22 protein-coding genes are annotated in these 23,655 nt (G+C 49.6%); 8 read left to right on the top strand and 14 right to left on the bottom strand.

Translation table 11 applies throughout. The features are described from left to right. From HXZ99_RS12310 to HXZ99_RS02700, 4 genes are all read right to left on the bottom strand, one after another. Positions 1–207 carry a helix-turn-helix transcriptional regulator gene (locus tag HXZ99_RS12310; RefSeq protein ID WP_194755716.1) on the bottom strand — a complete coding sequence of 69 codons (207 nt, stop codon included), beginning with the start codon at positions 205–207 and terminating at the stop codon, positions 1–3. A gap of 86 nt (positions 208–293) precedes the next feature. Then, on the bottom strand, positions 294–830 hold the full coding sequence (locus HXZ99_RS02690; RefSeq protein ID WP_194755717.1) for a hypothetical protein: 537 nt from the start codon (positions 828–830) through the stop codon (positions 294–296). Then, the gene (locus HXZ99_RS02695; RefSeq protein WP_228517512.1) at positions 830–2,233 is read right to left on the bottom strand and encodes a tyrosine-type recombinase/integrase; all 1,404 of its coding nucleotides are present in this window, start codon (positions 2,231–2,233) and stop codon (positions 830–832) included. The genes HXZ99_RS02690 and HXZ99_RS02695 overlap by 1 nt, the downstream gene beginning before the upstream one ends. Positions 2,234–2,510: 277 nt before the next feature. Then, positions 2,511–3,023 carry a hypothetical protein gene (locus HXZ99_RS02700; RefSeq protein ID WP_194755719.1) on the bottom strand — a complete coding sequence of 171 codons (513 nt, stop codon included), beginning with the start codon at positions 3,021–3,023 and terminating at the stop codon, positions 2,511–2,513. Between the two features lie 130 nt (positions 3,024–3,153). Between HXZ99_RS02700 and HXZ99_RS12315 the strand changes: the two genes are divergently transcribed. Continuing rightward, positions 3,154–3,276 (top strand): hypothetical protein, encoded by a 123-nt coding sequence (locus tag HXZ99_RS12315; RefSeq protein ID WP_269434579.1) that lies wholly within the window; start codon positions 3,154–3,156, stop codon positions 3,274–3,276. On the opposite strand, the gene ltaE is transcribed toward HXZ99_RS12315, so the two are convergent. From ltaE to waaA, 6 genes are all read right to left on the bottom strand, one after another. Beyond that, positions 3,258–4,283 carry a low-specificity L-threonine aldolase gene (gene ltaE / locus HXZ99_RS02705; protein ID WP_194755720.1) on the bottom strand — a complete coding sequence of 342 codons (1,026 nt, stop codon included), beginning with the start codon at positions 4,281–4,283 and terminating at the stop codon, positions 3,258–3,260. The two genes, HXZ99_RS12315 and ltaE, sit on opposite strands and share 19 nt — an antisense overlap. A 107-nt stretch (positions 4,284–4,390) precedes the next feature. Further along, entirely contained in the window at positions 4,391–6,445 is a 2,055-nt protein-coding gene (locus tag HXZ99_RS02710; protein ID WP_194755721.1) for a M13 family metallopeptidase, read from the bottom strand. 115 nt (positions 6,446–6,560) lie between these two features. Next, a complete protein-coding gene (locus HXZ99_RS02715) occupies positions 6,561–7,100 on the bottom strand; it encodes a YgjV family protein (protein WP_194755722.1) in 540 nt (179 codons plus the stop codon). Positions 7,101–7,165: 65 nt separating this feature from the next. Next, the gene (locus HXZ99_RS02720; protein WP_194755723.1) at positions 7,166–7,585 is read right to left on the bottom strand and encodes a hypothetical protein; all 420 of its coding nucleotides are present in this window, start codon (positions 7,583–7,585) and stop codon (positions 7,166–7,168) included. A gap of 4 nt (positions 7,586–7,589) precedes the next feature. After that, positions 7,590–8,183, bottom strand: coding sequence for a DUF192 domain-containing protein (locus HXZ99_RS02725; RefSeq protein WP_194755724.1), 594 nt, complete (start codon positions 8,181–8,183; stop codon positions 7,590–7,592). Positions 8,184–8,237: 54 nt separating this feature from the next. Then, complete coding sequence (gene waaA, locus HXZ99_RS02730) at positions 8,238–9,530, bottom strand: lipid IV(A) 3-deoxy-D-manno-octulosonic acid transferase (protein ID WP_194755725.1); 1,293 nt, start codon at positions 9,528–9,530, stop codon at positions 8,238–8,240. Positions 9,531–9,665: 135 nt separating this feature from the next. On the opposite strand from waaA, the gene HXZ99_RS02735 reads away from it, so the two are divergent. The 4 genes from HXZ99_RS02735 (at position 9,666) to HXZ99_RS02750 (ending at position 15,639) form a co-directional block, all read left to right on the top strand. Then, the gene (locus HXZ99_RS02735; RefSeq protein WP_194755726.1) at positions 9,666–10,616 is read left to right on the top strand and encodes a gluconeogenesis factor YvcK family protein; all 951 of its coding nucleotides are present in this window, start codon (positions 9,666–9,668) and stop codon (positions 10,614–10,616) included. Between the two features lie 21 nt (positions 10,617–10,637). Beyond that, positions 10,638–13,313 carry a M14 family metallopeptidase gene (locus tag HXZ99_RS02740; RefSeq protein ID WP_194755727.1) on the top strand — a complete coding sequence of 892 codons (2,676 nt, stop codon included), beginning with the start codon at positions 10,638–10,640 and terminating at the stop codon, positions 13,311–13,313. 19 nt (positions 13,314–13,332) lie between these two features. Then, on the top strand, positions 13,333–15,330 hold the full coding sequence (locus HXZ99_RS02745) for a S9 family peptidase (RefSeq protein WP_194755728.1): 1,998 nt from the start codon (positions 13,333–13,335) through the stop codon (positions 15,328–15,330). Positions 15,331–15,471: 141 nt separating this feature from the next. Then, positions 15,472–15,639: a DUF1328 domain-containing protein gene (locus HXZ99_RS02750; RefSeq protein ID WP_194755729.1), complete on the top strand. Its 168-nt coding sequence runs from the start codon at positions 15,472–15,474 to the stop codon at positions 15,637–15,639. A gap of 69 nt (positions 15,640–15,708) precedes the next feature. On the opposite strand, the gene dcd is transcribed toward HXZ99_RS02750, so the two are convergent. Together dcd and apbC are read right to left on the bottom strand one after the other, a co-directional pair. Then, entirely contained in the window at positions 15,709–16,293 is a 585-nt protein-coding gene (gene dcd, locus HXZ99_RS02755) for a dCTP deaminase (protein ID WP_194755730.1), read from the bottom strand. A 14-nt stretch (positions 16,294–16,307) separates the two neighbouring features. After that, positions 16,308–17,354, bottom strand: coding sequence for an iron-sulfur cluster carrier protein ApbC (gene apbC / locus HXZ99_RS02760; RefSeq protein WP_194755731.1), 1,047 nt, complete (start codon positions 17,352–17,354; stop codon positions 16,308–16,310). 203 nt (positions 17,355–17,557) lie between these two features. Between apbC and metG the strand changes: the two genes are divergently transcribed. Further along, the gene (gene metG / locus HXZ99_RS02765; protein WP_194755732.1) at positions 17,558–19,603 is read left to right on the top strand and encodes a methionine--tRNA ligase; all 2,046 of its coding nucleotides are present in this window, start codon (positions 17,558–17,560) and stop codon (positions 19,601–19,603) included. Positions 19,604–19,612: 9 nt separating this feature from the next. Next, on the top strand, positions 19,613–20,797 hold the full coding sequence (locus tag HXZ99_RS02770; RefSeq protein WP_194755733.1) for a class I SAM-dependent rRNA methyltransferase: 1,185 nt from the start codon (positions 19,613–19,615) through the stop codon (positions 20,795–20,797). On the opposite strand, the gene HXZ99_RS02775 is transcribed toward HXZ99_RS02770, so the two are convergent. Further along, positions 20,786–21,154, bottom strand: a complete 369-nt coding sequence (locus tag HXZ99_RS02775) for a histidine triad nucleotide-binding protein (RefSeq protein WP_194755734.1) — start codon at positions 21,152–21,154, stop codon at positions 20,786–20,788. The two genes, HXZ99_RS02770 and HXZ99_RS02775, sit on opposite strands and share 12 nt — an antisense overlap. 50 nt (positions 21,155–21,204) lie before the next feature. Continuing rightward, positions 21,205–22,983 carry a gamma-glutamyltransferase gene (gene ggt, locus HXZ99_RS02780; RefSeq protein ID WP_194755735.1) on the bottom strand — a complete coding sequence of 593 codons (1,779 nt, stop codon included), beginning with the start codon at positions 22,981–22,983 and terminating at the stop codon, positions 21,205–21,207. A gap of 82 nt (positions 22,984–23,065) precedes the next feature. Between ggt and rrtA the strand changes: the two genes are divergently transcribed. Then, the gene (gene rrtA / locus HXZ99_RS02785; protein ID WP_194755736.1) at positions 23,066–23,644 is read left to right on the top strand and encodes a rhombosortase; all 579 of its coding nucleotides are present in this window, start codon (positions 23,066–23,068) and stop codon (positions 23,642–23,644) included. Positions 23,645–23,655: the final 11 nt, after the last annotated feature.

Genomic DNA, 23,655 nt, shown 5'->3' on the forward strand with positions numbered 1-23,655 from the left:
TTACACCTCCCGGCTCTGTAGCCATGCTTCAAGTTCGCTTTTGCGGTAATAGCAAAGGCGCTGGCCAGCTTTTATTTTTCGTGGGAAAGTTGAATCTCGCTCGCTTAGGTTGTGGAGCGTTACCCGGTGCATATTTAGATAAGCTGCAGCTTGCTTAGGCCGCAGTAAGTCGCTTGCTGGGGTTGGGTTGTGGTTTGCATGTATCATAAGTAAGACCTTGTAAAAGTTGATAGGCCTTACCTATGTTATGCACATTTAAATCAAAGTATATCAATAGCTTAGGAGAGAAATAGCTACTTCTCCCCCATTGTTTCCGCATTCTGATTCATTAGCTCAAATTCCTCATCTGATAATTCGAATCCCCAAATTGATAAAAATGCATTTTTTATCAGCTCTGGGTTATCTCTTACTTCAGCGCGTTTTATGAAACCGTCAAAATAGGCTTGTCGCTCTGAAATCTTGACAGGGTTCTCGCCGTACTTTTTAAATCTTGGTCTAGCGTACTCTTTGGCTACCGTGTTCCCCTCTAATCCAATACCTTTTACCTTTGCAGCCATTCCACAAGCGTTGCTAAAATCTAAGCCCTGCCCAATAAAATAAAAAACTAGGTTTATCACATGCTGGCGCTTTGACTCTTTGGACTGAACTTTAGGGCGTTTTTTTGGACGCTTAATATCTCCCTCCAGCAAGCCATAAAACAAGGCTTTTACCCGTTCGTTTTGCAACTGCTCCGGGTTTCGGTCTAAGTAATCCTGTAGTGGTGCAAAATCGCCGTTTTTAAGGTAATCATCATCGATCACCTTGTCTAAGATAACTTCCTCTAATTTCATTATTCACCCCCTACGGCTTTGGCCGGGCTTGTGTGTTCACTATTCCAGCTATCAGCGGCCATAGCGGTTAACGCTTCCATGTCGTGATCTTCTGTTCTCATATAGTTTTTAGTAATCATGCTAGTGTCAGCGTGGCCTACTAGCTTGCGTATAAGCTCCGGTGATTTCCCTTTTCTTACTAGGTCGCTGATAAAGTTATGACGGAATGAATAGAACTGCAGCCCATCAGGAACGCCGCCAAGCGCTTTAACGTGTTTCCAGTGCTTTAGGTGTGCTTTTCTATCCATCTCACCGTTAACACGCTCGGACGGGAATATAAGCCCGGTCTTAGGGTTGCCTTGCTGCTTGCGCCAAGTCGTTAAGGTTTCAATAAGGGGGTGCTGTGTACCTAAGTTAAAGACCACCTTTATAGGGTCATCGCCTTTATGCTCGGTTTTCTTTGGGGTGTAGATCAGCGTGTACTTACCATTAAAGGGGTTATGATCTAGGTTCTCCCAGCTAAGGGCGTAAATATCACCGGGGCGCATTCCTGTCATCATGGCAATTTGTGTAAACGGCATAAACCAATGCGGAAAAGCTACTTTATCAAGGCTGGCTAGGTGCTGGTTCTTTTCAAGGCGCAAACTTCTACGGCGCTTCGCTCTCAATTCCTCGGCGTAAAGGTCTAAGCCTTTAAGGATTGCCCTCTTTACTTCGGGGCTGAATATGTCACGCATTGCCATCATTTTATTATCTTCTTGGCGTAATGCTTTGCGTTCTTCTTTGGTTAGCTGCGGCAACGTATAGCCAGCTAAAGGGTTCGTAGATAAAACTGGATCATGGTTTGACTGCCCTTTTTTCGTACCTGCAGCATAGTTAAGCATTGCCTTTAACGCGCCAAAGTAACCTACGAGGGTAGAACGCTTTAGCCCAGCTTCGCGTTTTTCCTGATACCACTTGTCTATATCGTGTGGGGTTATCATGTCCATATCACGGTCAAACAGAAAACTAAAAGCCAGGCTAACTTTCCCTAGAACGTCCGGGCTATCTTTTAGCACTTTGCGGTAATGGTCGAAAAAGCGCCCCAGCTTTAAGTTTTCGCGTTGTGCCTGTTGCTGATCCTGTGCGCGCTTCTGCGCCGCTATCGCTTGTCGCTTCGCCATTGGGTCAGCTTCGCCCTTTGTGATCCCTACGCGCCATTCTAGGGCTATTTCTGCAGCTTCCTGCGGCTTTAATGCTGGGTACTCGCCAATAGTTAGCGTTCTGCGTTTTCCTGTCGCGTCTGTATAGCGATAACGCCACGATGAAACGCCTTGCAAACGTAACAAGTGAAAGCCTTTAATGGTTTTACAGGTTAGCTGCTGGCGCGGTTGCGCTATCTTAGCGAACTGGTTAGCTGCTGTGGTGCTGATTGAAGTTTTCATGTAGCCGCCTTGCTTCGTGTAGCCGATATGTAGCCAGTATAAAGCAATAAACGGCTACATCAAGCTACAAAAGGCTACAATAGCAATAACTAACAACTAGGCCGAAAGCCTTGAAAATAAAGGGCTAAGCCTTTGTTTATGCTGCTTCCAGCGATTTCGTGTGGCGGCTATGGGGTGTCAGGGGTCGGAGGTTCAAATCCTCTCACGCCGACCAACTTATTAAAACGAGAAAGGCGCACCATTTTGGTGCGCCTTTTTTTCTGCCCTAGCGTAAACCCTAAGTTCGTTTCTTATGAATCACCGCTAACAGCTTACAACCAAAGTAGCGCACTAGGAACGAAAATACCGCCAGAACCAACGCCACAACTAAAGGCAGAACGCCGCCGAAGGTAAAGGTCATCCCCGCCACAAAGCCAAATACATACTCAATCCGATAAATGGGTAGGAATATCCCTAGCGCAAAGGCCAGAAGCAAGGCGACCGAGGTTATTATCTCGGCGCCAAAAGCAAATGACATGGCCATCAATACGCCATAACCAAAAGCGCTAATCAGGGCAACCATCATAGACTTCACGGCTGCCCTGCTCTGGCGTGTAAGCCTGACGGCAAATACAAGCCCTAACAGGGGTAAGGTTAACAGCCCCCAATAGTTTGAAATGGCAGGTAAATCAGGATTGTTCAGCAGATAGTGGCTAGCCACCCCGCCCCGTGCGTGCTCTAACACAAGCAACACAATCACATAACTAAGGGCGAGCGCTGGGATAAGAACTTTATGGTGTTTGTCGTTCATTCTGTGTTCCCAATGTGAGTTGACTATGGTGGGCGTTGCCAATGCACCCAAACATCTAACTGCGACATCTCATGTCGCATCAAACGCATAAGCTACAATGTTTTTGATACAACGCACAAGGGGGACGCCCATGTTCCTATTCCACTACCTATTTATTGGCCTTATTTTATGGCTGGTGATGACCCCTGAGTTATTCACCTTAATTATTGTCATCGCCATTATTATGTGGTTTCTTCAGCCCGCGGATAAATAATCTGCCGCTTCCTTAAATGCAGCAATGACCCGCTTTACATCCGCATCACAAATATCAAGATGGGTCACCAAGCGCATACGTTGCGATGAAGGCACCTTAATGCCCGATTTTTGCAAATGGATCTGCACTTGCTTGGCCTTTTCCGCACTATCCCAATTCAGGTATACCATATTGGTTTGAACCGGCTCTACGGTAAGGTCTGATAATGCCGCCAACCCCTTTGCAAGGGTTTTGGCGCGATCATGATCATCTGCCAATCGGGTAATATTGTGATCAAGTGCATAATCGAGGCTAGCGGCAAGTAAACCTGCTTGACGCATGCCACCGCCTAACATTTTTCGCCAACGACGTGCACGCTGAATGAGCGAGTGACTTCCTGCAAGCACCGAACCTATTGGCGTTCCTAAGCCTTTTGAAAAGCACAGGGATACGGAGTCCACCTCAGCACAGAGGTTTTCGATACTTTGTCCCGTGGCGATATGTGCATTCCATAACCGCGCTCCATCCAAATGCACAGATAGGCCAAACTCATCTGCTAGTACGCGAACCTTGCTGACAAAATCCGCCGGCATCACTTTGCCCGTATGCGTGTTTTCTAGTGCAATCAGTCGCGTTATTGGGAAGTGGGGATCATCCGCTTTAATCTTGCCGCGCAATAGGGATAAATCGAGGCTTCCATCGCTATTGATGGGTAGGGTTTGCGGCACAATGCCACCAAGAACCGCAGCCCCACCTGCTTCGTAGCGATAGGTGTGGTATTCCTCACCAACAAGGTATTCTTCGCCCCGCTGACAATGACTTAGCAGCCCCAGTAGGTTACTTTGGGTGCCGCTGCTGCATAGTAGCGCTGCCTCTTTACCGGTAAGCGTTGCGACGCGGGCTTCAAGTGCATTTACCGTGGGGTCTTCGCCATAGACGTCATCGCCCGTGACAGCACGTGCCATCGCCGCGCGCATGGCTTCGGTTGGTTGGGTGACGGTGTCACTGCGTAGATCAATCCATTTCATAGGGCAGTCTCTTATGATGTTGTCTTAGCTTACGAAAATGCCGGCTCCTTGATAAGGGGGCCGGCATTTTTATTTTGTGCTCTATCTTTACCAACGCGGTGTGTTGGTTACCAGATTTTTACGCGCACTTCTTCGTGACGGTACATCGGATCGCCCTGCTCAACATCAAATGCCTCGTAGAATTCCGGCATATTCGACAAGGGGCCGAGTACCCGGTATTTGCCTGGGCTGTGCGGTCCAACGATAACCTGACGACGGAGGGCTTCATCACGGAATTTAATCCGCCAAATCTGGCCCCAGCCTGCAAAGAAGCGTTGTTCGCCGGTAAAACCGTCGATCATAGGCGCTTCGTTACCTTCTAACGACTTACGATACGCCCGTAATGCGACGTTTAAACCACCTAAATCGGCAATGTTTTCACCCAACATAAGCGCACCTTGTAGGTGTAAATCGTCGATTGGGTTAAAGGCGTTAAACTGCTCAACCATCAGGTCAGCGCGCGCACGGAAGCGTTCTTCATCCACCGGGCTCCACCAATCACGTAGATTTCCTTCGCCATCAGAACGACGACCTTGGTCATCGAATCCATGTACGATCTCATGACCGATTACCGCGCCAATAGCACCGTAGTTCACGGCGTCGTCGGCATCAACGTTAAAGAATGGTGGTTGCAAAATAGCGGCTGGGAAAACAATTTCGTTCATAGTCGCACGATAATACGCATTCACCGTTTGCGGCGTCATTCCCCAATCTGTTGGGTCAACCTCTTCCCCTAAACGCGCGATATTACGGTCATATTCACACGAAGAAGCACGACGCATGTTGCCGACAAGGTCTGTGGCATCGATAGTAACGCAGTCATAATCGCGCCATACTTCCGGATAGCCAATTTTAGTATTAAAGGTCGCCAACTTGGCATGGGCTTCTTTTTTAGTGTCTTCGGTCATCCAATCCAGATCGTCAATGGCTTCGCCAAAGGCCACCAAAATATTATCGACCATTTCGGCCATGCGAACTTCAGCTTCCGGCTGATAGTGGCGTGCCACATACTCTTCGCCAACCATAAAGCCTAATACGCTTTCAACTGTGCCAACTGCTAAACGCTCACGGCTACGCTGTTCCTGTAAGCCCTGTAATGTGCGGCCATAGAAATCAAAGCTCGCAGAAGCAAAGGCTTCAGGCAACATGCTGGCGGTAGCGCGCAGCGTATGGAAACGTAGATAATCTTGCCAATCTGCCACCGGGATATCCCGATACAACTGGGCAAAACTCGCCAAATAAGCAGGTTGACGAACAACAACTTCGTCAATGTCTAGATCAGCATGCGCAAACACTTGGTCCCAAGCGATTCCCGGTGCTTGCTCGTTTAACTCAGCAATGGTCAACTTATTATAAGTGGCGAGACGATCCCGGTTTTGAATGCGAGTCCAGTGGTGCTCCGCCATAGCCGTTTCCACCGCAAGAATACGTTGGGCAGCGTCTTCACCCCCTTCCCACTCAGCGGCGTCCCACAATTCGGCAATAAATGCCGTATAGGCATCACGAATCTGCGCGTTACGATCATCGCTGGCCACGTAATACTCGCGATCAGGTAAACCTAAGCCCGCTTGCGAGATAGCTGTAATATGCTGATCCGACTGCATTTGGTCTTGGCCAACAAAGATGGCAAAAGGGGTACCGATACGAAACCGCTGTTGCTCGCCCCAAAAACGCACGAGTTCATCATGGCTAGACAGCGCTGCAATGGTTTCAAAGTCAGTATCTAACGGCGATAGACCCAGTGCTTCAATGCGCTCTTCGTCCATATAAGAACGGTAGAGATCGCCAATCTTCTGCTGATTAGAGCCTTTTTCTGCGGTGGCCGCAGCAAATTCCTGGACGATTGCTTGTACGTGTTCCTCTGCGGCTTCACGCAGCTCATCGAAGCTACCCCAGCGCGCACGATCACTTGGAATTTCAGTGTTTGCTAGCCAACCACCGTTCACATACCGGAAAAAATTATCTTGTGGACGTACTGATGTGTCCATATTGTGCGTTTCAATTCCGGAAACAAGCTGCTGTTGTGCCTGCTCTGTCTCTACGGTTTCACGTGGCGCGTCTGAACACGCCGCTAGGCCCAATGCAAGGGCCACACTTATTGCAACAGTGGAAAGATGTTTCATGGGAGTTCCTGTTTTAATATCGTTGTGTAACTTATCGTTATCGAGTGTCGCCAATCCCTCGGCGCTTTACAATGCAGCAGCGGTTAAAGGCAACTAGGCTGCGACCAAGCGCAGACTATTCGTCTTTCGCGGCTTTTGCTAAGGCGCGCTCTGCTTGAATTCGACGCCTATCGCTGCGTAGTTTTAAGAAAATACTGGTTAAATTACTTACGTTAAACAGCATCCCAAAGGGTGAAAATACCAAGAATGCGTAAATAAACATGAGCGACTCGGCCACAATAAACCATTTTCGAATGGTATCCGCACTCTTTAGAATGACCGAACCGACGGTAAAGATTAAAGATGCAGTATAAGCGATAAATAACGTGGCCGGATTTTTTAAGATAAACCACTCAATTAAACAGAACACCACGTTAATCAACACAAAGCCAATTAACACCGGCATGCTCTGGAAGCGCATGGCTACAATATTGCGGACAGCACCAATAGCGAGGCCAATACCAGCGGCCATTGCACCCAGCATAAAAAAATGAACACTCAAAGATGCAAGCGCAAAGGCGGTTACAAATCGATAGCGGTTGACGGTTTCCTGGCGGTAACCAATAAAATTTAAAACGAGCGCTGCTGCGCCAAAAAACTGGACCCATACATCCATTACATTAACTCACAACTAAATAATTAAAGGTAATCTTAGAAAGCGTTAAACAACTGATATACAGCCTATTTCTCAAACTCATGAATTTGCAGATCGTAATCCTGCAAAAGGCCTTGAGGAGAGAAGTATAGGGTCATCATCAGCATGCGACTGCGAACGTCGTCCTGCATCACATCGGTGTAATTGAGAAACATAAACTCGCCGCTATGCCCTCGTCCGTGGGCAGGTCCCCACCAGCGCTGAACATCACTCATGGTGGTGCGGTTGACGATAAGGTGGAAGTCCGCATTCTGATAAGTTAAGTGCGCCAACGAAGGCGTACTTGAGCGCGGTTGCTCAGGATTCGTTCGTTGTTGCTGAGCTTGAGTGGGAATATTCTGGCTTTGCGAGCTCGTTTCTGTCGTTGTGCAACCAGAAAGAGCGATTATCGCGCCCAACCCTGCAGCGAACAGTATCCTGTGAGTCGTGCTTTTCATTAAGCTCATCGCGCTAATTCCTGTGTTGAGATGTCCCGGAAACATCATTCTTGGGAGACCCATTCCTTGAGGAGAATAAATGCGACACCTCTAAGGGGGACTCGCAATCTTCATTATAGAGTCTGTGCCCAACACTGACACCCCACTTTGCGAATTGCCCCTGATTCACTTCGAGTGCCACCGAGCCTGATTGTGACGATGGATAGGAGGGACAAAGTGCAGCAATCGTGTGTGGGCACGGCTCCATAGACAGGATCTCAAGGATCTCAAAGCGGTCATTCATATAGGCAATATCTAGCGGAATGCGGGTGTTGTACATCCAGAAACTCAATTGCCGCGGCTCTGGATACACAAACAGCATCCCCTGTTGATCGGGTAAATCCTCTCGAAACATAAGGCCTCGGCTGCGCTCATCAGCGGTTAAGGCAAGCTCTAGCGCCAGCGCTTGTTCAGTGTCTTGATTGGGCCCTACGAGACAGGCCGCAAACAAAGGTTCACTTGGCGCAGGCGCCTCTGCTTTAACACAGCCAGACATGATCAAGGCGGCTACGGCGAAAATACTGATTCGTGTTAACAACCCCTGTTGTCGGCATTGTGTTTTATCCATACCTCTGCCCCTCACTCTTGCCTAGTTCTCACCTAATTCTTGCCTAACTTTTACCTAATTATGGCTTATCAATTGTTCAATACGAGATTTCGTTCGCGCTGTTGCCCCGCGATGCTGGGCAAATATCTGTTGTGCTTGTGCCCCTAAGCGCTGAGCCGTTTCTATGGTCGTCAGCAAACCACTGAGAGTGGCGTACAAACTATCAGCATCTTCCACCCAACGCACCGCTTGTCGTTGATCGAGCTGTTGAAATACTTCCGCGAAGTTAAATACATGTCGGCCGGAAACCACCGGTACGCCAAATGCCATGGGCTCCAGCGGATTATGCCCGCCGCGCTCGATAAGCGAACCGCCAATAAAGGCAACGGTGGCCAACCCATACCAAATAAGTAATTCACCCATGCTATCGGCCAATAAAACTTGCGTGTCAGCAGTGATAGGACGACCGCTACTACGGCGCACGTAGCGTAATCCGCTAGCATCAAGCTTTCTCGCCACATCATCGAAACGCTCCTGATGACGCGGCACCAAAATGAGCAGCGTATTTGGCTTACTTGGTAATAACTGCGTGAACGCATCCAAAATTTGCGTTTCTTCGCCCTCGTGCGTACTGCCTGCCGTAATCACCGGCCGCTTGCCGAGCAAGGTCTTAAAATCATTCACTTCATCGCGGGTTTGCGCGGGAACATGGATATCAAATTTTAGATTTCCCGCCACGTCTAGTGCTGTGGGCCGCACCCCTACATCCAAAAAGCGTGTCGCGGCTGTTTCTGTTTGTGCCCCGCAATAGGTAAGCGCTTCCCAGACTGGGCGGAAAAGCCATGCTAACCGAATGTATCCACGCGCTGACTGGGCCGACATGCGGCCATTTACCAAGGCCACCGGAATATTCTTTGCTCGGCTTTGCAGCACCAAGTTAGGCCACAGCTCTGTTTCAAGAATCACTAACGCCCGAGGCTTCAGGGCATCAAGAAACCGTTTCATTACACCGGGGAGATCCAAAGGCAAATAACAGTGGTATACCTTGTCACCAAACACCTTGCGAACCAATGCTGAAGCAGTAGGTGTCATACACGTAATAGCCACCGGACGATCGGGACCTTCTTGCAAAAACCGTTCAATGAGCGGGCGCGCAGCCATAAACTCTCCCACCGAAACACAGTGAAAAAGTACCGCGCCTTCCACTTCACGGGGTATCCTTTGGCGGGCGAATCGTTCACCCATGCGTCCTCGGTACTCTGGATTTTTTCGGCTTTGCCAACCAAAATAGAGCATGATCAATGGCGTGAAGAGATAGAGTAAGACGTTGTATACACGAACGCCAGTTGTCGATATGGAACTTTGCATAGGCTTCCTGATTTCAGTGAACGCCGTTATCTTGCCAGAAAATAGGAGGTTTTGCCTATGAAATCAGAGCAAATAGGTTCACTCACTTCTATTGTCGGGATATAGTCAGCTAAACACTAAGGAACGTGAGTTATTATGAGTGCTGCGTTACGGTCACGAAAAGGCCCGCACCAATTTGATTCCCTCAATGTCACCGCCATCGGTGGCGGTCATGGTTTGGGTCGTGTGATGTCGACTTTGTCCTTCATGCGCTCCCGTCTCGTTGGTATTGTCGCGACCACCGATAATGGTGGCTCCACCGGTCAGCTACGTAACGCCCACCAGTGTATCGCCTGGGGCGATATTCGAAATTGTATGTCGCAGTTAGCCAATCAACCCTTAGCGGCTGAAGTATTAAACTTTCGCTTTGATGAGAGTAGCGCATTATCCGGCCACAGCATGGGTAACTTGCTCTTGTATACCCTTGATGCACTGAGCGCGCGGCCGGTGGATGGTATTCAACTGCTAAGTCGCTTGTTGAAAGTACAGAACCGCATTTTACCGATGGCGGAATCCCCTACCGACTTGGTCGCCGTTCTTGAGAACGATATGCAGTGTTTCGGGGAAATACGCGTTGATGAGCTAAACCAAATGCCGAAGCTGATGGCGCTATCTCCCCAAGTCACGGCCACTCCTGAGGCAATACGCCATATTCAAAGTTCAGACTTAATCATTCTAGGCCCGGGGAGTTTCCTTACGTCGATTCTGCCGCCGCTGTTAGTCGGTGATATCGCTCATGCTATCGCGAATTCCTCAGCAAAAGTTATTTTTATTGATAATCTCACCCAAGAACCAAGCCCGGCAGGATACTTATCGCTCTCTGAACGGCTCAATTGGCTTGAAAAACAGTTGAATTTTCAGCCAGTGGATATCGTTATATCGCCACATCAGGATACCGATATTCCTATGCCCATTGTGAATAACGTGATCGCCGATGCCCGTGTTGCCCACAGACATCAGCAAGACTCGCTGCTGCAGGCATTAAATCAAGCCGTGTCGATGCTTTGGCCGCAACGGGTAACCACAGCCTCAACTGACGTGCTGTAAAAACAACAATCAGGACTAACTATGAAACGTACTTTACTCGCTCTATGTATCGCGGGCTCCTTTACCGCGGCGTCGATGGCCTCAGAAACAAGTGTTCCGGTATGGCCAAACGCAGATTATCAAGATACACCTACGGTAGAACAGGTGCTCGGCTACCCAGCGGGGGCACGTATTTCGAGCCCAGAACAGATACGTCAGTACTTTCAAGCACTTGCAGATGCGCACCCTGACAGAGTCCAATTGTTTGAATATGGTGAAACCTGGCAAGGGCGGCCACTCTTTTACGTGGCAATCTCAGCACCTCAAAATATGCAACGCTTAGCCGATATTGAAGCCGGCATGCGCCGACTAGCCGATCCCCGCGAATTGAACGACCGTCAGGCGCGGGAACTAATGCAAGATCTACCTAGTTCTGTATGGATCGCAAACAGCGTGCACGGCAATGAGATATCGCCGGCGGAATCGTCCATGGTTACAGCTTGGCACTTATTGGCCGACAGTACCGACGAAACAAAGACCTTGCTTGAAAACACTATTATTTATCTCGACCCATTACAAAACCCAGACGGACGTGCCCGGTTTGTCAGTCGCTACTATGCGAATTTGGGTCTAGAAGCCTCCGATGATCGGATTTCAGCTGAGCACAACGAACCTTGGCCAAACGGCCGCACCAATCACTATTTATTTGATATGAATCGCGATTGGCTAGCATTAACACAGCCGGAAACGCGCGGTCGCATTGCTGCTCTGTTGCAAACCTTCCCTCTCATTTTTGTCGATTCTCATGAAATGGGCGGTGATTTGCCCTACTACTTCACGCCAGAAGCACACCCCTATAACCCCTTTATTACTAACGAGCAGCGTGAAGGACTGAATTGGATTGGCGAGAATAACGCAAAATATTTCGACAGTTTTGGTTACGACTACTTTACTCGTGAAATTTTTGATGCCTTTTATCCAGGCTATGGCGCAAGTTGGCCTCTATACCACGGCAGTTTAGCCAGCACTTACGAGATGGGATCCTCCCGGGGGCATAAATTCCGTACCAATGAGGGGGAGATTCTTACCTACGCAGACGGTGTGCAACAGAATTTTGTCGCTTTTATGGCCACCATAGAAACAGCCTCTAAGCGCCGTGAAGCGCTTTTGCAAAAATTCTATGAATACCGGAAGAGCGGTATCGAAAAAGGGCGTCGTGGTGATACTCGAAGCTATATATTCCCGAATACCCGTGATCGTGCCGGAAATCGTAAGTTAGCAGCCGTACTTGCCGAACAAGGCATTGAAGTAGGCCAAGCCACCGAAAACTTCCGCGCCTGTGGCACCCAATATCAGCAAGGCGCTTTTGTTGTTCAAGCCTCTCAGCCTGCCTATCACCTCATTCGCACCCTCCTTGACGAGCATGTGCCTATGGATGAAGACTTTCTTGTTGAACAAGAGCGATTACGGGCCAACAATCTTCGCGACCAAATTTACGATGTCACCGCATGGTCATTGCCTTTGATGTTTAATGTCGATATGACCGTATGTAACCAACAACCCCGTGTCGCTACCCAAGCGGTCGGTTCAGAGCGGATCGTTCCCGGTGACGTCATCGATGGGGATGCCAGCTTTGGTTTCGCCTTGGCCTGGGGTGATATGAACACGGGCCGTTTCTTAACGGCAGCACTGCGTGAAGGTTTGCTCGTTCGCAGTTCAGACTTAGCGTTTAAACATGCCTCTGGTCGTGAGTTTCCAGCCGGCAGTTTAATTGTGCCTCGGGCTGGAAACCCCGAAAACCTTAATCAGATAGTTGCCAACCTCGCAAGCACAAGTGGTGCCACTGCGGTTGGCTTAGACCGCAGTTGGATGCAAGATGGTCCAAACGTTGGCTCAGTGAACGTGAAACGCATGCATGCGCCCAATATTGCGATGGCATGGGACCTTCCAACCAACGTACTGAGTGCCGGCAGCACGCGTTTTATCATTGAACGCGAGTTCAATTATCCAGTCACGGCGATTCGTCCAGCCCAACTACAGAGTGCCGATTTAAGCCGTTACCAAGTGCTCATTCTCCCCGCAACTGGCCAAGGCAGCTATGAACAAGCTTTAGGTGAGCGCGGCCGCGAGAATCTACGCCAATGGGTACAACGTGGCGGTGTTCTCATCACCTTAGGCAATGCCACCCGTTTTGCCGTAAGTGGCGAGGAACCGCTGCTTGCGAGCGCGTTAGAGCGTAAGGCGCAGGTCGATGATTTAGCCCCCCGCGCCAACGGCCAACGCGTCGACGGGGTTTTAATCACCGATGCAGAAGACCATCAGCGTTATATTCGAGATCCCGCAGCAAATCCTGATTGGGTTTCTGGCGTCATCACACGCACCGACGTTGACCAAGAGCATTGGCTCACCGCGGGTATTCATTCGCGTCTCCACGCCATGTTTATTGGCAGTGATATCTACACACCGCTGCGGATTAGCGATGGCCGCAATGTGGTGAACTATGCAGGCAAGGAGGAATTGCTCGCCAGTGGTTATATGTGGGCTGAGAATAAAGAGCAAGTCGCCTATAAGCCTTATTTAATGGTACAACCGCAAGGCCGTGGCATGGTGATAAGCTTTACTCAAGAACCAAATTTCCGTGCTTACCTTGATGGTCAGCACGTGCTATTGATGAACGCTATTTTCCGTGGCGCCGCGCATGCGAATCCGGTTCGCTAACCATCAAGGACGACAACCTATGAAATTGAAGACAACGTTATTATGCAGTACCGGCCTGCTCCTTGGTTTGAGCGCTCTGCCTGTAGCTGCTGAAGAACCACGGGCGATTACCGCTGAAGATTACTACGACATGGTGTTTTTACAGGATCTCACCATCAGTCCTGACGGCACCTATGTTGCATTCATAAAAAGCACGGTGAACGATGATAAACGGGGTCGCGATCGTACGTTGTGGCTAAGTCGCAATGGCGAGGCACCGGTTCAGTTTACCAGTCATAAAGGTGAATCAGCACCGCTGTTTGCTCCAGATAGTCAATCCATGGTGTTTTTCTCTGGTCGGGATAATGGTTCAGCCCTTTATCAAATATCCCTAACCGGTGGCGAGGCGAAATCGTTGCTGTCACTAGAGCAAGGCAGTATCAACAACCTGCAGTGGCATCCAAGCGGCAACACCCTGCTTCTCAACGTGCGCGTCAAACCTGACGTCGAGGATCTTCGTGAAAAGTCTGATAATAGCGAAACTAAGCCAGATATCACCGTAGTGACTCAGGCTGTTTACAAGCGCCAAGGGGGTTATCTCGATGAATCACGTTCTGGGCTTTGGTTGTACAACATCGCCGAGGATCAGCTCACATCCTTGACCGGCCAAACCGATTGGAACGAGTCAAACGCCTCTTATTCCCCAAGTGGCGAATGTATCGCGTTTCAAAGCAATCGTCATGAGCAGGCCCACGACGGCGCGTTTCACTCACGTGTTTACGTGCGCTGCGACGATGACGACAACGAGCGCGAATTGCATTCACCGGAAGGATGGGCTGGCAGTCCGGTTTGGGTAAATGACGAGCAGTTGGCATTTGTGCATCGGGCTGATAACTATGCCGCCCCGTCGGTATTCCTCATCGACCATCGTTCAGGCTCAACCCAACTTATCGCTGAAACCATGGATCATGGTCCAAGCGATCTGCAATATCACCAAGGCGCGCTCTGGTTTATCGCCGATGATCGGGGCAGTCGTCCCTTGTTCCAACTTAGTTTAGATGGCTCTGGTTACCAACGCGTGCGCGGTGTCGGCTATAGCCTCAGTCAATTAAGCACGGCATCAAACCATACGGGTTTGGTCTGGGTTGAAGAAAACGAAGTCACAGCGCCGCGTATTCGCATTGCCAGTGATGCTCAGGCGTCTGCTCACACCCTCACCCATTTCAATGACGCACTTGTGGCCAGTCTTGATTTGCAGCCCTATGAGGTTTTTACCGCGGAAAACGAACGCGGCGATGTCCTCGATGTATTCTTCCTGCCGCCTTTGGACCAACAGGACGGGCAAACTTACCCTCTTGTGCTCAACATTAAGGGCGGGCCAGGCGGAATGTGGGGGCATCAGTGGTTCCCAGAAAACCAGCTTTTGCGGGCACGCGGCTACGCTGTGGTGTTCGTGAACTACCGCGGAAGCTCGGGTTACGGCCATGATTTTGCCATGCAAGTGCGGATGGATTATGGCGGTGCTGATTACCGCGACAACATGCATGCATTAGCTGCCGCGCTCGAACAACACCTTTGGATTGATACAGACCGCTTGTATGTCACTGGCGGCAGCCACGGTGGCTTCTTAACCAATTGGATTACAACCCAGACTAATCAGTTTAGAGCCGCAGTCACGCAGCGCAGCGTTAGCAACTGGATTTCTGAGGCGGGTACACAAGCTTTCCCACCCCTGTCGATGAAAGTCGAATTTGGCGGCACTATTTGGGAAAATTACGATTACTACTGGGATCGGTCACCCCTTAAATATGCGGACCGCGTCACCACCCCGACGCTGATTATTCACAGCACCGATGATCACATTACCCCGATTGGACAGGGCGAAGAATGGTTCTTTGCGCTGAAAGCCAACGATGTTCCGGTAGAAATGGTTATCTTCTCTGGAGAAGGTCATGGTTTAAGCCGTGCTGGCCGCCCAATTAATTTGGTGGAACGCCTCAATCGAATTATCGACTGGTTTGATCGACATAATCCATAAAGGGGCTCCGGCCCCTTTTCTTTACCTGCTTTTGACAGTCAAGAATTAGCATATATTCAGATATTTACTAAGCTTAACAGCGGTAGTTAAGGGAAACAGTGGTTGCACTGTTTAAATCGTCACAAAAAAAGGAATCAACCTATGTTTTCATGGGCGCTTGTGTTTCTAGTGATCGCAATTATTGCCGGTGTGCTCGGTTTATCAGGAATTGCCGGGATGGCCACAAACATCGCTTGGATTCTCTTTGTTGTTGGTTTAGTACTTGCTGTTATTTTCTTTGTCGGTGGTAGACGTCCACCCCCTATGTAAGTACCAATAGTACCAATCGAAAACCCAAGGCATAACAAAGAAAGCGCTGTATATCAGCGCTTTCTTTGTTTATTTATCATTGCTAATGCGACTGGCAACGGCACCTCGTTGATCCTTATACTTTGCATCTTCTCGACGGCTATAAGGGCGCGCACATGGTTGCGTCAGTACTTCAAAGCTCAAGGCACCGATTTTCATCATGGGACGCAACGCAAGGGGTAACTTTCCACTATTGAAGAACTCAAGCACTATTTGTCCAGACCAACCTGGATCAATACGATGGGCCGTTACATGCACCATTAAACCCAGCCTCGCCAGCGATGAACGACCGTCTAACCAGCCGACAACATCTGCGGGCAAAGTTACCGACTCATGAGTTACCGCTAACGCAAACTCGCCGGGGTGAATAAAAAATGCATCGCCATCAACAATACGAATTTCTTCGCTCATCACACGCTGAATAGCCGCGTCGATATCTTCGCGGGTCCCGCTGATATCAATAAAAGGTGCCGCATGATCTTGTAACACCCGAAAGCTCTCACCTAAGTGAATATCCACGGTAACCCCGGTAATGTCCTTGCTAACAGGTCGAGGTTCAATCGCGATCCTTCCTTCATCTAAATAACTTTCAATCTGCTCATCCGTTAAACGCATGGATTATTCCTCTATTATTCGGGTACGACGGGTTCATCATGGAGAAGATCCCACGCATTGGCAACCAGACGTTGCGCGCTTTCCTGTTGAATTTTTACCGCGGGATGGTCTGCGTGACCTTCATGAAACGGAATGCCCTCATCAAGCGCTGCGCGCATTTGTGTAAGTAGCGGCCAATGCCCTAAAACAGGCACACTTTCATCGGCACTTAACCGATCCGCGCCGCCCTCACCGAAAATTAAATTATGGTGTCCGCAATTCTCGCATTCGTGAAAACTCATATTTTCAATCACACCAATAACAGGCACACCCACTTTTCTGAACATGCGAATGCCCTTTTCCGCGTCGCTAAGGGCAATATTCTGCGGTGTTGTCACCACCACCGCCGCTGTTACAGGCAATTTCTGAGCCAAAGTGAGCTGCAGATCTCCCGTACCCGGCGGCATATCAATGAGTAAATAATCGAGGGCAGACCATTGAGTATCAAAAAATAGCTGCTCTAACGCTCGGCTTGCCATAGGTCCACGCCAGATAGTGGCGTCACCCTCATCGACTAAATAGCCTAACGAATTCGCTTCAATCCCATTTTTGCGAATAGGTAACATTTTTCGATTCGGAGTGAAGGTCAGCTTATCGTTCACATTCCCCAACATAATAGGCAAACTTGGCCCATAAATATCGCCGTCAAGCACGCCAACTTTCGCCCCCATTTGCGCAAGCGCGTACGCAAGGCTCAAGGTAACAGCCGATTTGCCAACACCGCCTTTGCCACTTGCAACGGCAATAACATTTTTGGGACCTTGTGAGGCATTCTTTGCATAGGCACTGCTAAGTTCCGGGCGCCGCTGAGGGGGCAACGGTTGCACCGCAACTTCTATATCCCAAGTGTAGGAGCGAAGCATGGAATCAGTTGCTACCAATTCGCGTAAACCGGGCCCGGCTGGAAACGGAAGTGTCACATGAATAACTGGCCCATCAATTTCAAGCCAATCCGCGAGCAACCCGCTCGGGAACAAGTCACTTCGTAATCGTTCACAGTATGCGATGAGCTCGCTCGACATCGATAACTACTCCTTTCTGCGTCAACATCTGAATGTAAAAGCGTAAGGATCCAGACTCGAAAGCAAATATTACGGCCTTTCCACCTAAATCGCTATGTTTACGGGTGAAAATTAGCGACTTTTCGTTTACGATAAGCCTCTTTTCTTTAACGACTGAGTGGCCGTGATTTGGCATCACTCTTAAGCGAATTCTGAGAGTATTTATGACAGCAACGCAGCGTCGTATTCTGGTAACCAATGCCCTTCCCTATGCCAATGGCCCGATTCATATTGGTCATTTGCTAGGCTATATTCAAGCGGATATTTGGGTGCGTTTTCAGCGGCTAAAAGGCCACGAGTGCCATTTCGTTTGTGCCGACGACGCTCACGGAACCCCGATCATGTTGAAAGCCCAGCAACTGGGTATCAGCCCAGAAGCCATGATCGACGCGATGAATAGCGAACACCAACGTGATTTCGCCGATTTCTCAGTTTCCTTTGATAACTATCACTCAACCCATAGCCCTGAGAATAAAGAGCTTGCCACGCTGATTTACACTCGCCTGCGAGAAAATGGTTTCATTCACACGCGGGTTATCGAACAGCTCTATGATCCAGAGCGGGAAATGTTCTTACCAGATCGCTTTGTTAAAGGAGATTGCCCAAGCTGCGGTGCCGTTGATCAGTATGGTGATAACTGCGACGTTTGTGGCGCCACCTATTCCCCCACAGAGCTAAAGAACCCACGTTCTGCCGTATCCGGGGCTACTCCTGAGTTGCGCGAGTCTGAGCATTATTTCTTCGACCTGCCGGCATTTGGCGACATGTTAAAAGCTTGGACGCGGTCGGGTTCATTACAGCCGGAAATGGCCAATAAGCTGAATGAATGGTTCGAGCAAGGTCTGCAGCAATGGGATATTAGTCGCGATAAGCCTTATTTTGGCTTTGAGATTCCTGATGCCCCAGGCAAATACTTTTACGTCTGGCTTGATGCCCCTATCGGCTACATGAGTAGCTTTAAGAATTTCTGCGATCAGCGGGACGATCTTGAATTTGAAGATTTCTGGAAATCAGATAGCGACGCTGAGGTTTATCACTTTATCGGCAAAGACATTATCTATTTTCATAGTTTGTTTTGGCCAGCCATGCTTAAAGGCGCCGATTTCCGGCAACCCACGAATGTATGGGCTCACGGTTTTATTACCGTGAATGGAACCAAGATGTCGAAGTCTAAGGGCACATTTATTATGGCCCGTACTTACCTTGATCATCTTGATCCTGAGTATTTGCGTTATTACTTTGCCGCTAAATTGACCTCGCGAATTGACGATCTCGATCTTAATCTGACGGACTTCGCACAACGGGTTAACGCAGATTTAGTGGGTAAAGTGGTGAATATTGCGAGTCGCTGCGCCGGCTTTATTAGCAAGAAATTTAACGGACAACTGTCGGCGAACATTGCTGAACCTGACATGCTTGCCGATTTCCAACAGGCCGCAGACACCTTGGCGGACGCCTACGAACAGCGCGAATTCTCTCGGGCCATGCGCGATATTATGAAATTGGCGGATCGGGCCAACGAATACATAGCGGTCAAAGAGCCATGGCAACTAGCCAAACACGAGGACAAGGCACAAGAAGTGCATGATGTCTGTTCAATGGGCATTCATCTGTTCCGTCTGATCATGATTTATTTGACCCCGGTGGTGCCAAATTTAGCGGCATCTGCTCAGGAGTTTTTAAATGATGAGTTCCGTTGGGATTCTGCTCAAACGACGCTAACCAACCACACCATCAACAAATTCAAACCGCTCATGCAGCGGGTTCCAACAGAGAAAATTGACGCTATGTTAGACGCTTCAAAAACCGCAACTGCACCTGCTGCGCAAGCCGCAGACACTGCCAACACAGCAAACGAAGCTGTCGCGATCGAGCCACTTGCAGAGGAAATCGAGTTTCCCGATTTTGCCAAAGTTGATTTGCGTGTTGCCAAAATCGTTAATGCCGAAGCTGTTGAGGGAGCAGATAAATTACTTAAGCTCACTTTAGATATCGGCTCAGAAACTCGGCAAGTATTTGCCGGCATTAAGTCCGCATACACGCCAGAGCAGCTGATTGGTCAACTTACGGTGATGGTCGCAAACCTGAAACCGCGGAAAATGCGCTTTGGCTTATCGGAAGGCATGGTGCTAGCCGCAGGACCAGGCGGCAAAGAAATTTACATACTCAATCCACATGATGGTGCCCTTCCTGGCCAGCGTGTGATGTAGGACACAGCGATGAGCAACCGCATTATTATTAAGCCAGGTCGAGAGAAGTCACTTCTGCGGCGGCATCCGTGGATTTTCAGTGGTGCCATCGCAAAAATAGTCGGCAAACCGACACTAGGCGAGACCGTCGATGTCTATTCAGACAAAGGCGAATGGTTAGCGGTTGCGGCGTACTCGCCCTCATCGCAAATTAGAGCCCGAGTATGGAGTTTCACTCGGGGCCGGCACATCAATGCCGATTTTTTTATTGATCGCATCCAAACCGCCCACCGCTTGCGCGAGCGCGAGGTATGCCCCTATACCAATGCATATCGCGTGGTCGCTGGGGAGTCTGACGGTTTACCCGGTGTAACTATTGACCGCTATGATGATGTGTTAGTCGTGCAATTGCTCTCCGCCGGTGCCGCTACCTGGGAAGAAGCGATCTACGATGCCCTTGCTGAGCTCTTTCCAGATTGCGCCGTGTATGAACGATCTGATGTTGACGTGCGCAGTAAGGAAGGCCTCGCCAAAGCAACTGGCCCACGCCGTGGGCGCAGCGACATTGCGCCCATCGTCATCGACGAATACGGTGTAAAACTGGCAGTCGACGTGCGCTCTGGGCACAAAACCGGTTATTACCTCGACCAGCGTGATGCCCGCAAAAAGGTGCAGCAATACGCCAAGGGTAAAACGGTGCTTAACTGCTTTAGCTATACCGGTGGATTTGGCCTGTATGCGGCCCTTGCTGGTGCCCATCGCGTGATCAACGTTGATGTATCTGAAGATGCCCTTGAGATGGCGCGCTTCAACGAGAGTCTAAACCCCATACGCGAAGGTGTGATTGAATATTTAAAAGCGGACGTATTTGAGCAGCTACGTCGATTTGTAGATGAAGGCGAAACCTTTGATGTCATTGTTCTTGATCCGCCAAAGTTTGTCGATTCCAAGCAAAGCCTGAATCGCGCATGTCGCGGCTATAAAGACATCAACCGGTTAGCAGCGAGCTTATTAAACCCTGGCGGCATCCTGATGACATTTTCTTGCTCGGGCCTACTGAGTTCCGAACTGTTCCAAAAAGTCGTTGCAGATGGCTGCTTAGACGCTAAGGTTGACCTAAAAATTATCGACCGCACGCAACAAGCGCCTGATCACCCCGTCGGAATTCATTATCCCGAGGGGTGGTACTTGAAGGGGCTGGTTCTAAAGCGCTGATTTCTTTCTTTCCTGATACGGTGGCCAGCCTAACGGTTTACCTGCGAGCAAATGCACGTGGATATGATAAACGGTTTGGCCACCATCATCATTGCAGTTCATCACCAAACGATAACCATCGTCGGCAAAACCATCCCGGCGCGCTATTTCTCCAGCCACCCAATACAAATGCCCAACAACTTCCCGATCATCCTGCGTGATCGCATTTGCCGTGGCAATCGGCTGCTTGGGGATAATCAATAAATGAACGGGCGCTTGCGGATTAATATCTTTAAATGCCAACGCCCGATCGTCTTCATAGACGATATCCGCGGGGATTTCTCGATTAATAATCTTTGTAAAAATGGTCTCACTCATTGTCTGTTTCCCTTACTTATTTGTTAAACCTATCTCAGTATTTGAGGGCATTAATCACCCTGTGCGCTGCCTTCACGGCGAGGATCTGCACCGCCAACCAGGCCATCTGCGGTAACTGAGATTCCATGCAGGCCGCTATTCAAACTTCTGATCTCGACCCGATGCCCTCGCGCTTCTAGCGCTTGTTGAATGGCTTCCATATTGGCATCGGTTTCTAAACTGGTTACGCCATTCATATTGGTCACGCGCGGTAGATCCATGGCTTGCTGGATATCTAAATCCCAATCAAGCACCCCAATAAGGGTTTGCGTTACATAATTTATAATTCGGGGGCCACCCGGGGACCCAAGTACATGTAACAGCTCCTTGTCCTCTCCACTAAATACGATCACCGGCGACATCGAACTACGGGGTCGTTTGCCGGGCTCGACCCGGTTCGCTACGGGAACCCCATCTACTTCGGGAACCAAGGAGAAATCGGTCAGTTGATTATTAAGCAGGAAGCCGCGCGTCATGACGGTTGAGCCGAATCCCATTTCAATGGTGGTGGTCATGGATACAGCATTCCCGTATTGGTCAATAATACTAAAATGGCTAGTGCTCGGCAGTTCGAGCGATTGATCGTCGCTACGGGCAAGGTCAGCAAGTTCCCCTGGCTGGGCCAGCCCCATATCCCGCTCGCCAATTAACTGAGAGCGAATCGCCAAATAATCCCGATCAAGCAATGCAGTTAAGGGCACTTCAACGTAGTCTTCATCGGCGATATAGCGATTACGATCTGCGAAGGCAAGCCGGGATGCCTGTGTAAAGTAATGCAGGGCCTCTTCACCGTTGACGGGTAACTGATGCAAAGCAAATGGTTCCAACAAGCCCATGGTTTGTAGCAAGGTAATGCCACCTGAGCTAGGTGGCCCCATGGAACAAATCTGGTATACGCGATAGCGCCCACATACAGGTTCCCGCCACACCGGTTGGTAAGCGGCAAGATCTTCCATACTCAGTAAACCGGGCGCAATTGGGCTTTCTTGTACAGCGCGCACGATATCTTCTGCAATAGGTCCCGTGTGTAGGGCATCCGCCCCCTGCTCTGCTAATGCTCGGAATGTATTGGCGAGTTCAGGGTTATCGCGACGCTGGCCTGCCTGTAAAGGTTGCCCGTCAGGAAAGAAGTACGCTCGGCTTGCTGGCATCTTTCCTAGTCCTGGATTAAATTCCAGCGCGATTAATTGCGCTAAGCGTGGCGACACTTCAAAACCGGCGTCCGCAAGCGCAATACTCTCATCGAATAGACGCGACCATTGCAATTGCCCCCAGCGTTGGTGAGCAGCTTCTAACCCGCGCATGACCGATGGTGTTCCCACCGAGCGGCCACCGACAACAGCATCTATCCAGCGTGGTGCATTCCCCTCATCGTCTAAGAATAATTCAGGAGTTGCCGCCATGGGCGCGGTTTCACGGGCATCTAACGAGTGCAATTGCTGGGATTCATTATCCCAGTACAATAGAAATGCCCCACCACCAATACCTGATGATTGGGGTTCGACGAGAGTTAACATGGCTTGGACCGCGACCGCAGCATCAATGGCGGTGCCGCCCTCGCGGAGCACGGCTAATCCTGCTTCAACAGCCAACGGATTGGCAGCAGCGACCATGTGCTGCTGTGCTGTTGTGGCAGTTCGTGTTTCCCATCCCGTCGCAGCTTCTGGTTCATAAGCCTCGCGTTGTTCCGTGGTCGGCGTGCAAGCACTTAACAATAGAGCAAACACTCCCGCACCGATGATAAAAAGACGATTGCCATTGGCGCGGTGCCCAAACCAGAATTTCAACATACACAAACCTCACTTATGCTTTTGCGGAACCTTTGTAATTAAAGTTATCATAGGGATAATTATTCCTGTAGGTAAAATAACTATGAACTCACTTATTTCTTTGCTCCGTCCATACTTAGCTCCCGCAATCATTGTTTTAGTCCTTTTCGTTATTCACATTTTACCTGCCACTCACGCGGCACTGAGCCTGCAACAGGAAGGCGTATTTAGCCAAGCATGGCGCTTATTTACCACTCACTTGGTGCATTTGAACAGCTTCCATTTATTCATGAATGTACTGGCCTTTATCTTGGTTGCCATCATCTTTAAGCCCGTTGTTCACGGGCGTTTACTTGTCAATGTGGTGGCATTTTCTGCCTTGTTTGCCGCGCTGTTGCCATTGGTGTTATCAGACACCCCTTACTTTGTCGGCTTTTCCGGCATTATTCACGGTATCGTTGCTTATGCCGGTGCTGTCATGGTGCGCCGTAAGAATAAATGGGGTTTCGCGGTATTGGCGGGTTTAGTGGCGAAACTGGTGGTGGATATGATGGGTGCAGGTCAATATGACCCTTATCTAGATGCAGAAATCGCCTATCTTGCGCATCTTGGCGGTGCTTTAGGCGGACTGGTTGCGGTTCCTGGCTTGCAGCGACGGCCCAAAGACGTACTTCGCTCTTAAGCATTCCTTTA

This window comes from Aliidiomarina indica, from assembly GCF_015354615.1.
GTDB classification, from domain to species: domain Bacteria; phylum Pseudomonadota; class Gammaproteobacteria; order Enterobacterales; family Alteromonadaceae; genus Aliidiomarina; species Aliidiomarina indica.